The following is a 14,602-nucleotide window of genomic DNA, read 5'->3' as shown; positions in this document are numbered from 1 at the left end:
GTTTTTGCATCTCGGCGACCGTTGGAACGGCGGCAACGGTCCGCCTCCGCAAAAACCGTGCCGGTTCCGGCTCGTCGGCCAGGTGTTGCGGGACCAGGTTGGGTTCTCCCGGCGCGGCGGACGGTTGACATCTCACGAACAACTGCTTTACTATGCTAATGACAGTTTCGAGATTGTTATGGTATCTCGCGCTTTCAGCATTCTCTGGTGTGTTTCACTGCTTCTCGGCCTGACCGGTTGCGACGGCGAAGAGGGGCAGACTCAGCAGGGGTTCGAGGCCGTCGAAGCGTCGGCGGACCCGGAATGGCAGCCGCCCCGGGTCAGTACGATCCGTCTGCCCGCCGCCGAGGTGCTGTACCGCGAGATCAGCGGAAGCTACGACGACTGTCTTGCCGAGATAGCGCGGTTGCAGGAGGAGTTCGAAGACCATCGACTCGACCGCTACGGTGATCCGTTCAGCGTGTACCTGGGCGGCGGCGCCTCCGGCGGCTGTACCTATCGGGTGGGCTTCAGTGTTCCGTCGGGAACGGCGGCTTGGGGTGATCTGCGCCGCGAGAACGTTCCCGAGCGTCTGGCGGCCTACATCCTGCCCCGGGGTCCGTATTGCGCCCGCCGAAGGCGCGAATACGATCACCTGCGGGACTGGATCGACGAGCGCGGTTATCTGACCGACGGTCTGCTCTACGACTATTATCAGAACTGGAGCCCGGAGGTCGGGGCCGACGAGCTGTTGCTGATGACCGCGGCCTCGATCCAGGTTCCGGGGCTGCAATAGGCGTCGGTGCTTGACTTGCCCCGGCCCCTTTGCTAACTTCCGGGTTGTGTTTAGCGGATCCGAACGGGGTCCGATATTTATTGCCGACCCGTCCTCCAACGAGAAGGAACCGAGCGCCATGGCCGTCCTCGTCGACGAGAAGACCAAGTTGCTAGTTCAGGGTATCACGGGCAAGACCGGTCAGTTCCACACCGGTCGGATGAAAAGCTACGGCACCAACGTCGTCGCCGGAACCTCGCCGGGCAAGGGCGGGCGGGAGGTCGAGGACGTTCCCGTCTTCGACACCGTCGCCGAGGCCGTCGAGGCTACGGGCTGCAACACCAGCGTGTTGTTCCTGCCGGCTCGCTTCGTGCTGGATTCCGCCATCGAGGCTTGCCGCGCGGGGATCGAGCTGATCGTCGTCGTTCCGGAACACATTCCCGTTCAGGATATGCTGCGCCTGCGCGAGGAGGGCGAACGCACCGGCACCCGGATCATCGGCGGCAATACCGCCGGCGTGATCAGCCCGGGCAGTTGCAACGTCGGTATCATTCCGCCCCTGGCCTTCGAGCGCGGCCGGGTGGGGACGATGTCGCGCTCGGGTTCGATCACCTATTATCTGGCCGACACCCTGACCCGATCGGGTTACGGCGAGAGCACCTGCGTCGGCATGGGCGGCGATCCCGTCCTTGGTTCGACCTTCGGCGATCTGCTGCCCCTGTTCGCCGCCGACGAGCAGACCGACGCCGTGGTCATCGCCGGGGAGATCGGCGGCATCTACGAGGAGCTGGCCGCCGAGGCCGTCGCCGCCAGCGAGATTCCGGTGATCTTCATGATCGGCGGCGTCCACGCCCCGCCGGGCAAGCGGATGGGCCACGCCGGTGCGATCGTCGAGGGCCGGATGGGCACCGCCGAGAGCAAGATCGAGACCCTGGTCGAGGCCGGGGCCCATCACGCCGAGACCTTCACCGACATCCCGCGTCTTCTCGACGAGCTGGGCGTCGAGCCCACCAACGAACCCCACACCGTCGAGGGCGGCCGGGTCGGCTAACCGCAACCGCCGACGCCAAGGCATCTTTCCCGATGATCCGAGGAGGAGACCCGTCCCATGGCCGATAAATGGACGACCAAGATAACCAAGGTTGAACCCAACAAGCTGACCCTGCGCGGCTACGCCCTCGATGAGTTGATCGGCGTGTTGCCGTTTTCCCAAACCGCGTTTTTGGCTGTTACCGGTCGCCGGCCGACCGGCGAGGAGGGTCGGTTGTTCGACGCCATCCTGACCAGCTCCGTCGATCACGGCGTGACGCCGCCCTCGTGTCAGGTGGCCCGGACGCTGGCCTCGACGGGGGTTCCGCCGGTCCAGGCCGTCGCCGGCGGTATCTCGGCCGTCAGCGATTACCACGGTGGCGCGATTACCAAAGCCATGGAAACCTTCTACGGCGTTCCCGAGGATTCGGGCAAAATCGTCGAGGCGGCTCAGGATTATGTGGAGCGTATCCGTCAGGAAAAGAAGGTTTTATTCGGCTTCGGCCATCGCTACCACAATGATGATCCGCGCACCCGGCGGCTGCTGGACCTGGCCCGGGAGCTGGGGTACCACGGCGGCTACTGCGCCTTCGCCCTGGCCCTGGCCGACGCCCTGGGCGAGTCCCTGGGCCGTCGGATGCCCCTCAACGTCGACGGGGCCATCGGCGCTCTGCTCTGCGAGCTGGGCTTCCCGCCCGACGTGGGGAACCTGGTCTTCGCCCTGGCCAGGGTGCCCGGGCTGATCGCCCACGTGATGGAGGAGAAGCGTCACTTCAAGCCCATGCGCCGTATCGTCGTCAACGATCACGTCTACGACGGCGAGCAGGGGAAGCGGCTCTGACGATGACCGGTGTCGCGGGCAAACAATGGTCGGAGCGTTGGGCGACGCCCCTCGTCGCCGCCCTGACCCTGTTGGTGGTCCTGTTGTGTTTCGGCCCGAGCATCGACACCAGTCTGGTCTCCGACGGTTACAGCCTGGTGGTTAACCCCGGTGTCCGCGCCGAGCCCCTGGCGGCCCACTTCACCCGACCCTACAACTACAGCGACTACTACCGGCCGCTGACCACGCTCAGCCTGGATTTGACCAATCGCCTGCTGGGCGATGCGCCGACGCCCCATCATCTGATCCAACTCCTGCTGCACTGGCTGGCGTGCCTGGCCCTCTACGGGCTGGCGCGCCGTTTGCTTTCCTCCCGGCTGTGGGGCGCCGCGGCAGCCCTGTTGTTCGCCGTTCACCCCCTGGTGATGCACACCACCCTCTGGGTGGGCGATCGCTCCGACGCCCTGGCCCTGCCCTTGATGCTCGGCGCGCTCTACGCCTATTTACGCTGGAGCGAGAGCGAGAGTGAGGGCTGGCGACGCCGCTCCTGGTTGGCCGTCGCCGCCCTGGTCCAGCTCGCGGCCCTGCTGGCCAAGGAGGCCGTCCTGGTCGCGCCGGCCCTGGCCGGTCTGCTGGTCTGGTGGCGGGCGAGAACGGCAGAACGACCGTTCAAGCGGAATCTGTTGATCGTGCTGGCCGTCTCTCTGGCCGTGGTGGTCCTTTACTACGGCTGGCGGCTGGTCTTCGGTCTGGGCGGCGATCTGCCGCTCACCCTCCGTGGACTGCCCCAGCGGCTGGTTTACTACCTGGCGTTGCTGCCCGGGGTGGCCGAACTCAAGACCGTTTCGCGTCCCCTGGCCCTGCTGCCGGCCCTCGTCGCCGCGCTGGTTTGCCTCGGCCCCCTGGTGTGGGGGACGGTCCGCAGCGCTCGGCGGACGGCAAGGGGGCGCCTCGCCGCCGCGCTGACCAGCCCGCCCGGTCTGGCCCTGCTGTGGATTATCATCAACCTGGCCCCGGTCAGCTTCGCCTTCAACCTCTGGTACTATTACTTCATCGTGCCCGGCTTCGTCCTGGGGTTGGCCTGGTTGCTGCGGGAGCTTTGGCGTCGGCGAAAAATCGTCGGTGGGATTGCCTTCGCCCTGCTCCTCGGTTACTATCTAGTCGCCGGTCTCAGCGGCGCCTTGCACTGGCGGCGCTGCGCCGAAGCCGGCGACGCGCTGACCGCCGATCTGACGGCCCAGCGCCAAACAATCATCGACAGCGGCTCGCTGACCCTGATGACCGTGCCCTGGTTTTTCAGCCGCGAGGCGGTCCCTCTGCCGACCCCGGTTTACAACTACGCCTGGGGGATGCCCTACCGGCTGGAGCACGAGTTGGGCTCGTTCGTCGAGTTCCGCTGCGCCACCTACACCGTCGTCGGCGACCTCGATGATTGGGGTTACGACGGTCGGAGGACGGGGGATACGCTGCTGCAGACCTCGGCCGACGGCGCCCTTGCCCGGGCCCATAACAACGCCTACACTCCGCCGGGCGTCGACTTCACCCCCGGCGAGGTCCGCCTGGAAGCCTCCGGCGGGAGTCCCGTCTTCGCCCTCGTCGGCGATCGCTTCGAGCTGCTCTACGCTCCCTAGAACCCCAACCTATCGATAGGTGATAACCATGTTCGAACAACTGCTGGCCGCCCTCCCCGAGTTCAAGCTGGTCGAGGACCCCGAGCTGCGCGAGAAGTGCGTCGAGTGCTGGATGCGCGCTATCGAGATCGGCGAGTGGTCCTTCGAGGAGATGCTCGAGCTGCCCTTCACCCTGCTGATCGACACCGAGGTCACCCTTTTCGATCACACCCGCGGGGTGACCCTGATGGCCGACGCCATGGCCGGAGTGATGAACCAAATGCGCCAGGACGGCGTGACCGTCAACCACCAGTACGTCATCGCCGGGGCGCTGCTCCACGACGTCGGCAAGCCCATCGAGTATTCCAAGCAGGACGGCAAGTACGTCAAGAGCCGCATCGGCCGCTACCTGCGCCACCCCGTCTCCGGCGTCTGGCTGGCGATGGAGGTCGGACTGCCGATCAAGATCGCCCACATGATCGGCTCCCATTCCTTCGAGGGCGATCGCACCCCGCGGACACCGGAGGCGATCATCATCCACCAGGCCGATTTCACCTGGTTCCACTCGCTGAAGAAGGAATTCAAGTAGCCCCGACGAGGCCCCGATGAGGCTTAATTGGTGGCATCCCGCGCTCACCCGGTTCGCCGACCGGCTGAGCTCGGCTCGTCGGGTGCGCCGTTGTCGGCATTGAACAACATCGACCTGCTCGAGGAGCTGCTCGAGCTTGCAAGCGCTCCCTCCCGGAAGGAAACAGTCTTGAAGCTGACCCGCCGTCCCCCGGAGACCGCCGCCGCTGAAACCCCGCTGTTGGCCCTGTTCTGTTTCGCCGACGGGGACTGCTATCCCCCGCTCGAACTGCTGGACGAAGGGACGGCCGCCCGGGTGCGCGAGCTGTCGGCGGCCGATGAATTCGGCGGCAAGGCGGGCCGACTGGAGCTGTTGCGTCCCGCCGCCGGGCCGCGGCGCCTGCTGCTGGTCGGTCTGGGCGAGCGGGACGACTTGACCGTTGAGCGCCTGCACGAGGCCGTGGTCGGGATCGTCGGCCGGGTCGAGAAACTGGGCTTGAAGACCTTCAGCGCCGCGCCGCCGCCTCTGGGCGACGGGGCGGATTTCGCCGCCCACCATCTGGGTCTGGCCGCCGGGCTGGCCACTTTCCGCTTTGACCGCTACCGCTCCGCCGAGCAGCGCGAGCGGCCCCGGGTCGAGGAACTGAGCGTCCTCGGCAATCCCGAGCTGGACGCCGCCCTGCACCGGGCCGCAATCGTCGCCCGCGCCCAGAACTTCGCCCGGGAGCTGGTCAGCGAGCCGGTCAACGTGCTGACCCCCGTCGAGTTCGCCCGCCGCGTCGCCGAGCGGGCCGCTGAGGTCGGCCTGCAGGTCGAGGTCCACGACGCCGCCTGGATCCGCCGACAAGGCATGGAACTGATCTGGGCCGTGGCCCGGGGCGCCGCCGAGGAGCCGCGCTTCGTCGTCCTGCGGCACCACGGCGCCGACGGCGACAAACCCGCCCTCGGCCTGGTCGGCAAGGGCGTGATGTTCGACAGCGGCGGCTACAACCTCAAGGGCTCCGGGATGGAGCTGATGAAGGGCGACATGGGCGGCTCCGCCGCCGTCGTCGGCGCCATGCTGGCGGCGGCCGAGCTCGAGCTGCCCGTCGATGTCCTGGCTGTCGTCCCCGCCGTCGTCAACGCCGTCGACGGCAACGCCTACAAGCCCTCCGATGTCATCAAGAGCTTCGCCGGACCGAGCGTGGAAATCGGCAACACCGACGCCGAGGGCCGACTGACCCTGGCCGACGGCCTCTGCTGGGCCCGGGAGCAGGGCGCGGAGCGCCTCCTCGACATCTGCACCCTGACCGGGGCCTCGATGGTGGCCCTCGGAGTCCGCGTCGGCGCCCTGCTGACCAACGACGAGCTGTTGCGCGACAAGCTCCTCGGCGGCGTCGAGCGCACCGGGGAGCTGTTCTGGGAACTGCCCCTCTTCGAGCACTACGCCGAGCGGCTGGAGAGTGACATCGCCGAGATCAAGAGCACCGGCGGCAAGCCCGCCGGGACGATCAGCGCGGCCAAGTTCCTCGAACGCTTCGCCGGAGACACCCCTTGGGCCCATCTGGATATCGCCGGCAAGGAGTTCACCGACAAGCCCTACGGCCCCTACCGCAAGGGCGCGACGGGCTTCGGCGTCCGGACGCTGGTCGAGTTGCTGGAAAGCCTGTAGTTAGTAATCGAGGTTGGTCTGATGACTCTCAACGGCTACAGTTTTAACGCCTTTGAACCGGACAATCCGGTTGATCCGCGGCTGTTTGCCGGCCGCAAGAGGGAGCTGGCAACGATCAATCAGGCTTTGGTACAAACACTGAAGAGACGATCAAGGCATATTCTCGTTAGGGCTGAACCTTGGCTGGGAAAAACCTCGCTGGCCGATTACATCGAGGAAGCCGCGCCGGATATCCACAAACGGGCCTCGATCGACGAGCTGTCCTTCAAGGTCGCCTTCCGCCGGTTCGGTAGCTGTAGCAATCTCAACGAAGCTGCCCTGCTGATGCTGAACGATTTCCGCAAGCTGTTGGGGAGCGGCGATTAGCAGTTGAACCATCTGCGGGGTATCCGGGGGCTGACGATCGGACCGCTGGGGATCGAGTTTGCCGATAGGGAACGGATCAATCTACGATTGCATCTCTCGGAGATGATCATCCGTTTGCTCCGGGACTATGGTAGTGGAAAGTACGCCTACCTCTACATTCTCGATGAGACGCGACAGCTTTCGCATATTACCGGCGCCGCGAATCTGCTCCAGGATCTACTGGAAGCTCTGATCATCATCGACAGCGAAACGTCATGCTGTTGATTACGGCCACCCCTCAGGACGATGAACGCTTCCGCAGCGATCATGAGTCATTCCAACGCTTGTTTCGCTATGTTGAGTTGGGACCCTTAACCGACGAGGAATCTCGGGGCTTCTTGCACGATACCCTGGCGAAACACTGCGTTCCCAATCTGGAAATCGAAGAAGCAACGCTGTATGAAGCCGCTCGCTTATCATCGGGATTCCCAGGTTTTCTACAAGAAATCGGTTTTTGGCTTTTCGAAGTGGGTAAGATAAAGAAATCCCCACTCAGCGAGGCTGAGTTGGAGCTTGCGGTAAATGGAAATGATAACACTATCCAGGGGGCACTGGACGCGCTTTATCGTAAACACTTCAAACATGATCTTGAAGGCTTGACCAGTGAGCAATATGAAGAAATACTCAGTACAATCGCCAACTATGAAGAGCCATTGTGTCCGCGACGTCCGTTGTTGGATCGACTAGATATCATTGCGCAAGCTTTGACCGTGAAGACCGGCGAGCTCAGCGAAAGAGGGATTCTGATCAAAGAGGGCGGTGGACGTAAAAAGCCCATCAGCTACGCCTTTCGCAACCCCATGCATCGTACGATCTATCAGATCCAGTCCGCGGTGTCCCGCAAGAAAGGAACCAGGTGACCATGCCCGGTAAAACCGTCATCGAGAAGATTTTCAGTAACGCCGCGCGGCGGGACGTTCAGCCCCTGGAGCGCGTCTGGCTGGACGTCGACCTCGCCGTGGTCCGCGACTTCGGCGGACCCAACGTCGTCCTCGAGTACGAGGAGCACTTCGGCGACGAAAGGCCCGCCGACCCCGACCGCATCGCCATGACCTTCGACTACCAGGCCCCGGCCAAGGTCACCAAGGTGGCCGAGAACCAGCGCATCTGCCGGGAGTTCGCCGCCAAGCACGGCATCGCAAGCGTCTACGACGTCAACGCCGGCATCGGCCAGCACGTCCTGCTCGAGCACGGCCGCATCCTGCCCGGCGAGGTCGTCGTCGGCACCGACAGCCACATGAACCTCCTCGGCGCGGCCAACTGCTTCGCCACGGGCTGCGGCACCACGGACCTGGTGGCTGCCTGGAAGACCGGCAAGCTGTGGTTCAAGTGCCCGCCGACCCTGCGGGTCAACGTCGAGGGCTCCCTCGCGGACCCCGTCGCCGCCAAGGACCTGACCCTGTTCCTGATGGCCAAGCTCGGCGCCGACATCGCCAACTACCGCGCCGTCGAGTTCTACGGCCCGGCGATCGACGCCCTCGACCTGGCCGGTCGCCTGACCCTGGCCAGCCACATGACCGAGCTGAACATCAAGATCCCCTTCTTCGCCCACTCCAACACCGTCCACGCCGAACTGGAGCGCCGCGCCGGTCGCGACCTCGAGCCGCTGCGCGCCGACAGCGACGCCGCCTACGAGGGTGAGCTGACTTACACCGTCGACGGCCTGCGCCCGGTCATCGCCGTGCCCCACCTGCCGACCAACGTCGTCCCCGTCGCCTCCGAGGGCGTCCAGGGGCGGGAGTTCAACAGCGCCTTCATCGGCAGTTGCTCCAACGGCCGCCTCGAGGACTACCGCGCCGGTGTCCGGGCCCTCAAGGCCGCCGGCGGCAAGGTCCACCCCGGCGTCCGCCTGACCGTCACCCCCTCGACCCACGAGGTGGCCATGCGGATGCTCGAGGAGGGGCTGTACGAGGCCTACATGAGCGCCGGCGCCATGGTCACCAACCCCGGCTGCTCGCTCTGCACCATCGGTCACCACGGCGTGCTGGCCCCCGGCGACGTGCTGCTGTCGACCTCGAACCGCAACTTCGAGGGTAAGCTCGGTCGGGGCGGCGAGATCTACCTGGCCTCACCGGCCACCGTGGCCGCCTCGGCCGCCCGCGGGACGATCACCGACCCCGCCGACCTCTAGGAGAGCCATGGGCAAGCCCAAACCCAACCCCGCCCGCGGCGCCTACTACTGCGCCAAGTGCCACAAGCATTTCGACGATCCCAAACTCAAGCACACCCACGGTGGTGTCGAACTCGAGATCTGTCCCCACTGCAAATCACCCCACATCCTCACCACCGCCGACGGCCGGGAGGTCAACGACCTGGACGAACTCCAGCGCGTTAAGACCCCCCGCCAGCCCCGGTGCGAAAACGAGGATTAAGAAGACTGACCGGAGGTTGGAGATGAAATTCACCGGCAAGGCCTGGGTCGTCGGCGACGACATCGACACCGACCAGATCTACCACGGCCAGTACCTGCCCCTGACCGATCCCACCGAGATGGCCGCCCACGCCCTCGAATACGTCCCCGGCAAAGAAGACTTTCCTCAACGAGTCTCCCCTGGAGACATCCTGATCGCGGGAAAGAACTTCGGCTGCGGCAGCTCCCGCGAGCACGCCGTCGTCTGCATCCAGGAGAACGGCGTCGCCTGCATCGTCGCCGAATCCTTCAGCCGCATCTTCTACCGCAACGCCGTCAACCTCGGCTACCGCGTCCTCGAATGCCCCGGCGTCAGCGAGATAGTCGAGGAGGGCCAGACCCTCGAGGTCGACCTCGACTCCGGCCTGGTGCGCAACCTGGACACCGGAGACGAGGTCACCGGAGTGCCCCTCTCCGACGTCGAGGCCGAGATCTCCAAGGCCGGCGGCCTGCTGGCCTACCTCAAAGCCCGGGCCTGACACGCAAGGCGCCGGCACGCTTGTTGCCCGAGGTCCCCGAACAGGGGACCTCGGTGAGCAAGAAGCGTGACGGCGCCGGGGCGAAGACGACGAAGGGCCGGCCACAGGGCCGGCCCCGATTACGGACCATGATTACGGGTCCATTGAACCCTAGTCAGCCAGAGCCTTGATGTCACCCCAGCTGGTCAACTCGATGGGCTCGCCGATACCGTCCCAGACCACCACGCGCATCATGTAGGCCGACAGGCCGGAGCTCTGCCAGTCGCCGCCGTCGGCGCGCCAACACTTGCGATCGTAGGGATCGTCGGGCCGTGAATCGTGACAACTGTAGGGCAGCCCCCCGGCGGGGCGGGGATCGAAGATGAAGTAGAATTCCGTTCCCGCTTCCAGCTCGATTCCCAGACTGCTGACGTCGACGTCGATCCAACCCTCGCCCGCGGCTTCACCGCCGGCGTATTCGCAAGTACCGTAGGCAGCGGACTCGTCGGGCCAGCCGCCGGTATCGTAGTCCCGGGGACAGAAAGTCACGTCGAAGGGGCTGGAATAGCCCGCCTCGTCGGCCAGGTACAGCCGGGCCGTGATGATCCAGCCGTCGAAGGGCATGGTGAACCAGGTGGCCCGCAGGTGGGGGAACAGGATCGCGTCGCCCTTGACCCCATTGTCGTAATACAGCTCCTGAGTGAGAGCGGCGGCCGTCACAGCGAGTAAACTTAGACACAGCAGAACGACAACACGGCGCATCGTCAACCTCTTCTTTGGGTTGAGGGTTACGCCGTCCAGTATCCACCGCCGGTATGACAAACCGGGTCAAGAACGGCGGCGCCCGCGGGCGCCGCCGTTTCCTCCCCGTTCGAGCGTTGTTCAGCCCACGGTCACGTCGACCCGTTGGTATTCGGGTTCGGGCAGCACACCGTCCCACCCGCCGCAGCCGCATTCGTCCAGGGCGCGCTCGACGAGCCACAACAGCTCCCGCTGCAGCTTGGCCTCGAACTCCTCGCCGATGACGCTGAAGCCGCGTTGCGGATCGAGCAGCTCGATATCGTGGCTGATCCGGCTGACCCGGCAACTGACACCCTGGCGGCCGACGACGGTGATGTTGAGCATTCCGCCGATGCCGCAGGCGCTATCCTCGATGGCCGCCTTGATCAAGCAACACTCCTCGCCGTCGGCAGCCGTTTCGAGCTTGAACTTGCCGTAGACTAACTCACGCATCGTAATCCCCTTCCCCCTTGTCGTTAGTCTATTAACGTAAAAGATTAGCCTGCGCTGTGACTTGGGTCACATTAAAGAAAAAGATCCAGAGTGTCAAGACCCCGCTTGCGGGGAGGATCATTACCGCTGAGGGGTTGTCGGCGGCGGACGCGACCGCTCAAGCGTATCCCTTCGCCCTCCGTGTTCGTCATAGTGTCACGGAGGGAAGGTTGACAGCGCGGCTGTTTTTTTCCACTATTCCAAGGATACGAAACCGACGACAACCCAACCGCTGACGCCCGCGCGGCACAGGAAAGGACGCCATGGCCAACCCCCGCCATTTTATCGACTTGGAAGAGTACACTCCGGAGGAGATCCTGCAGATCCTCGAACTGGCCCAGGAGATGGAGGCCCGGGTCCGCTTCGAGAAGGCCACCAAGGGCGGCTCGCCCATCGAGCCCCTGCTGCCCTATCGGGTGATGGCCTCCCTGTTCTGGGAACCCTCGACGCGCACCCGGCTGTCCTTCGAGACGGCGATGATCCGCCTGGGGGGCTCCCTGGTCGGCTTCGCCGAGGCCGCCTCCAGCTCCGTGGCCAAGGGCGAATCCCTGGCCGACACTATCCGGATGAGCGCCCACTACGCCGACTGCATCGTCATGCGCCATCCCAAGGACGGCGCGGCCTATCTGGCGGGCAAGTACTCCAGCGTCCCCGTGCTCAACGGCGGCGACGGCGGTCACCTGCATCCCAGCCAAACCCTCCTCGACCTCTACACCATCTACAAGGAGTTCGGCACCCTGTCCGACCTCAAGGTCGGCCTTTGCGGTGATCTGCTCTACGGCCGCACAACCCACTCCCTCGCCGTGGCCCTGGCGGCCTTCAACTCCGACTGCGTGGCCTTCAGTCCGGCGGAGCTCGAGCTGCCCGATCACGTCGTCCACCACCTGACCCGCTACGGCCGGACCATCGAGCAGCGCCGCGAACTCACGGGTTTCCTCGAGGATCTCAACGTCCTCTACATGACCCGCATCCAGCGCGAGCGCTTCGACGACCCGACGGTCTACGAGCGCGTGGCCCACGCCTACGTCCTCGACGCCGCCGTGATGGAGACGGCGCCGGCGGACATGATCGTTATGCACCCCCTGCCCCGGGTCGACGAGATCGCCGTCGAGGTCGACGCCGATCCCCGCGCCCGCTACTTCGAGCAGGCCTTCAACGGTGTCCCGGCCCGCATGGCCCTGATCGACGTTCTCCTCGGACGGACCCACCTCCACGGTCAGCGGGGCGAGAACTGGCGCCGCGTCATCTCCCACGAGGGAAGCTGTCCCAACAAGCGCTGCATCACCCACTTCGACGCCAACGCCACACCGGAGTTCTACGAGCGCAGCCGCGGCGTCCCGGCCTGCCGTTACTGCGACACCCTGCGGGACTGACGCCGTGACCACGCCCCTGGATGAGCGGTTGGAGGCCTTTTCCGTCGAAATGAACGGCCGGTTCCTCCGCGCCGTCCGGGGGCGGCGAACGACCGCCGATCGCGGTCCGCTCTACCGTCGTTACGCCGAACTCTCCAACACTCAGACCCTCAGACTGCTGGCGGATGAACTCGCCGGCGGCACGGGCGACCCCGCCGAGGAGCTGCGCCGCCTGCGCTCCTTCGCGGCCCGCCTGTTCATCGACCGCCACAGCGAGCCGGCGCGCCTGCGCCTGAACCGCGCCGTCGCTGTGGCGCGTATCGCCTGGGACGATGATGAGCTGGGTCTCGAGGCTGCCCGAAGATGCCTGGGCGAATTAGAACACGCCGCGGACCGTCGTCGGCTGGGCGGGCGGATCGCCACCGCCGCCCGGGCGCTGCAGCCCGCCTTTCGAGCCTACTGGGAAGAACGACACAGGGCCGCCGAGCTACTGGGTTGCTCCGACTACGCCGCTTGCGGCGCGGCCTTCGCCGAGCTGGAGCTCGACCGCTGGGCGAGCCTGGCCGCCGAGCTGCTCGAGCAGACCGACGACATCTTTACCGCCGCCCTCGCCCGCGGCCTCAACAACGCCGGTCTCACCCCCGCAAGCTGCACCTGGTGGGATACGGCCCGCTTCCTCAGCGGTCGTCACCTGGCGGCCCGCTTCGCCGCCCCACCCCTGCGCGGCGCCGTCGGGGACTGGCTGGCCGATTGGGGGCTCGAACTCCCCCCCGGTCTGCAGCTCCAACAAACCGCCGCCGACGTCCCCGCCTGCTGCATCCCCCTGCGTATCCCCGGTGAGGTGTACCTCCTCTCGCCCGCTGGAGATGGGTACTCCGCCCATCGCGAGCTGCTGCACGAGCTGGGCCACGGCCTTCAGTTGGCCTATACCAATCCCCGCCTGAGCACCGTCTTGCGCCTGCTGGGAGATCGGGCCGTCGGAGAAGCCGCCGCCCTCCTCCTGGAAAACCTCCTCGGCGACAGCCGCTGGCTGAGGCGCTATCTATCAGCGACCGATGACTCCGTCGCCCGCTGGACCCGCCTCCACGATCTCTTGCTGCTGCGCCGCCACTGCGCCCTGCTGCGTTGCGAGCTGACCTTCCACCGTAAGCCAGGCAACCCCGCCGTCACCTCCCATTGCACCGCGCTACTGCAAACCGCCGCCGGTCTGCCGCCGGAGCCCGTGCCCCTCGCCGCGCTGGTCAGTACCGATTTCGCCCCCCTCCAATACCTACGCGGACGCCTGCTGGCGGCGCATTTAAACACCTTCCTGCGCCGGGAGTACGACGAGGACTGGTTCCGTAACCCCCGGGCCCGGGACTGCCTGCGCGACCTGTGGGCCATGGGCCAGAAACCCCGGGCCGTCGAGGTCGCCCGCCTCTGCGGCCGCGTCGACCTCGACTCCAGCGACCTGCTGGCGCAGCTCTCCACCGCACCGCTGGGATAACGAACAGGCGCCGGCGCCCTTGTTGCCCGCGGACCCCGTCGGCGGGGTCCGCGGAATGCAAGAAGGGTGACGGCGCCGGTGCGCAGTCAGGGGGCGCAAGAAAACCGGGGCCCGGCGGGGCCCCGGTTGTTGTTGCTGTTGCGCCGGTGGTGCTAGCGCTCGACGATCACGCGCTGGTTGAGCACGTGGCCGGCGGTCTCCAGCCGGGCGATGTAGAGGCCCGCGGCGGTGCCGGTGGTGTTCCAGACCAGGGTATGGCGGCCGGCGGCCAGTTCACCGGCGTGGACGACGGCCACGCGGCGGCCGGCGATGTCGTAGACGTTGAGGGTCACGTCGCCGGGCTCGGCCGTGGTCAGGGTGAAGTTGACGTGGTCGGCGGCCGGGTTGGGGTAGGGCGCGGCGAAGGTCAGTCCGTAACTCGCCGGCAGTACCTCGACCTCGACGGGACCGTAAAGCTCGACGGCGCCGTCGGTGGTCAGAACCTCGACGAAGTAACGGTAGGCACCGGCGGCCGGATCGTCCAGCCAGGCGCCTGCGGCGCCGCCGGACAGCGGCTGCTCGTTGAGCTTGAGCCGCGCGGTGTCCGCCTCGGCGACCTCACGGTAGACGTTGAAGCCCGCGAAGGCGTCTTCGCCCTGCCAGGTCACCAGTACGCCGTCCTCGCCGACCTCGGATTCGATGGCCAGCCAACCGGCGTCGAAGGCCTCGCCGGACAAGCGGATGTCGTCGATGAACCAGCCGGCGCCGTCGTCACCGAGGTCCGTCCGCATCCGAAATCGCAGGAAGAC

Annotated in this window: 17 protein-coding genes; 14 read left to right on the top strand and 3 right to left on the bottom strand. The window is 65.9% G+C overall.

From position 1 onward, the window contains the following. Window positions 1-178: 178 nt before the first annotated feature. The 12 genes from GF399_08815 (at window position 179) to leuD (ending at window position 9,725) form a co-directional block, all read left to right on the top strand. Window positions 179-775, top strand: a complete 597-nt coding sequence (locus GF399_08815) for a hypothetical protein (protein ID MBD3400420.1) — start codon at window positions 179-181, stop codon at window positions 773-775. Between the two features lie 118 nt (window positions 776-893). Beyond that, window positions 894-1,805: a succinate--CoA ligase subunit alpha gene (gene sucD / locus GF399_08810; protein MBD3400419.1), complete on the top strand. Its 912-nt coding sequence runs from the start codon at window positions 894-896 to the stop codon at window positions 1,803-1,805. A gap of 57 nt (window positions 1,806-1,862) precedes the next feature. Beyond that, on the top strand, window positions 1,863-2,624 hold the full coding sequence (locus GF399_08805; protein ID MBD3400418.1) for a citryl-CoA lyase: 762 nt from the start codon (window positions 1,863-1,865) through the stop codon (window positions 2,622-2,624). 2 nt (window positions 2,625-2,626) lie between these two features. Next, window positions 2,627-4,234 (top strand): hypothetical protein, encoded by a 1,608-nt coding sequence (locus tag GF399_08800; protein MBD3400417.1) that lies wholly within the window; start codon window positions 2,627-2,629, stop codon window positions 4,232-4,234. 28 nt (window positions 4,235-4,262) lie between these two features. Then, on the top strand, window positions 4,263-4,802 hold the full coding sequence (locus tag GF399_08795) for an HD domain-containing protein (GenBank protein MBD3400416.1): 540 nt from the start codon (window positions 4,263-4,265) through the stop codon (window positions 4,800-4,802). Between the two features lie 27 nt (window positions 4,803-4,829). Beyond that, window positions 4,830-6,431 (top strand): leucyl aminopeptidase, encoded by a 1,602-nt coding sequence (locus GF399_08790; protein ID MBD3400415.1) that lies wholly within the window; start codon window positions 4,830-4,832, stop codon window positions 6,429-6,431. A 21-nt stretch (window positions 6,432-6,452) separates the two neighbouring features. Next, window positions 6,453-6,797, top strand: coding sequence for a hypothetical protein (locus GF399_08785; GenBank protein ID MBD3400414.1), 345 nt, complete (start codon window positions 6,453-6,455; stop codon window positions 6,795-6,797). Window positions 6,798-6,800: 3 nt separating this feature from the next. Beyond that, window positions 6,801-7,061 (top strand): hypothetical protein, encoded by a 261-nt coding sequence (locus tag GF399_08780; protein ID MBD3400413.1) that lies wholly within the window; start codon window positions 6,801-6,803, stop codon window positions 7,059-7,061. After that, the gene (locus GF399_08775) at window positions 7,052-7,696 is read left to right on the top strand and encodes a hypothetical protein (protein MBD3400412.1); all 645 of its coding nucleotides are present in this window, start codon (window positions 7,052-7,054) and stop codon (window positions 7,694-7,696) included. Before GF399_08780 ends, GF399_08775 begins: the two co-directional genes overlap by 10 nt. A 2-nt stretch (window positions 7,697-7,698) precedes the next feature. Next, a complete protein-coding gene (locus GF399_08770) occupies window positions 7,699-8,967 on the top strand; it encodes a homoaconitate hydratase family protein (GenBank protein MBD3400411.1) in 1,269 nt (422 codons plus the stop codon). A gap of 7 nt (window positions 8,968-8,974) precedes the next feature. Beyond that, window positions 8,975-9,208 (top strand): hypothetical protein, encoded by a 234-nt coding sequence (locus GF399_08765; GenBank protein MBD3400410.1) that lies wholly within the window; start codon window positions 8,975-8,977, stop codon window positions 9,206-9,208. Between the two features lie 22 nt (window positions 9,209-9,230). Next, on the top strand, window positions 9,231-9,725 hold the full coding sequence (leuD, locus tag GF399_08760; GenBank protein ID MBD3400409.1) for a 3-isopropylmalate dehydratase small subunit: 495 nt from the start codon (window positions 9,231-9,233) through the stop codon (window positions 9,723-9,725). A 150-nt stretch (window positions 9,726-9,875) separates the two neighbouring features. Here leuD and GF399_08755 read toward each other — a convergent pair whose 3' ends face one another. Both GF399_08755 and GF399_08750 read right to left on the bottom strand, forming a co-directional pair. After that, window positions 9,876-10,466 (bottom strand): hypothetical protein, encoded by a 591-nt coding sequence (locus GF399_08755; protein ID MBD3400408.1) that lies wholly within the window; start codon window positions 10,464-10,466, stop codon window positions 9,876-9,878. A 120-nt stretch (window positions 10,467-10,586) separates the two neighbouring features. Next, on the bottom strand, window positions 10,587-10,937 hold the full coding sequence (locus GF399_08750; protein MBD3400407.1) for a hypothetical protein: 351 nt from the start codon (window positions 10,935-10,937) through the stop codon (window positions 10,587-10,589). A gap of 302 nt (window positions 10,938-11,239) precedes the next feature. On the opposite strand from GF399_08750, the gene pyrB reads away from it, so the two are divergent. Further along, window positions 11,240-12,349 (top strand): aspartate carbamoyltransferase, encoded by a 1,110-nt coding sequence (pyrB, locus tag GF399_08745; GenBank protein MBD3400406.1) that lies wholly within the window; start codon window positions 11,240-11,242, stop codon window positions 12,347-12,349. A 4-nt stretch (window positions 12,350-12,353) separates the two neighbouring features. Beyond that, window positions 12,354-13,814 carry a hypothetical protein gene (locus tag GF399_08740; GenBank protein ID MBD3400405.1) on the top strand — a complete coding sequence of 487 codons (1,461 nt, stop codon included), beginning with the start codon at window positions 12,354-12,356 and terminating at the stop codon, window positions 13,812-13,814. Between the two features lie 152 nt (window positions 13,815-13,966). Here GF399_08740 and GF399_08735 read toward each other — a convergent pair whose 3' ends face one another. Next, the gene (locus GF399_08735; protein ID MBD3400404.1) at window positions 13,967-14,584 is read right to left on the bottom strand and encodes a T9SS type A sorting domain-containing protein; all 618 of its coding nucleotides are present in this window, start codon (window positions 14,582-14,584) and stop codon (window positions 13,967-13,969) included. Between the last annotated feature and the right edge of the window lie 18 nt (window positions 14,585-14,602).

Source organism: Candidatus Coatesbacteria bacterium (genome assembly GCA_014728225.1).
Lineage (GTDB): Bacteria > RBG-13-66-14 > RBG-13-66-14 > RBG-13-66-14 > RBG-13-66-14 > WJLX01.
This window is presented reverse-complemented; position numbering and strand designations above follow the sequence as displayed.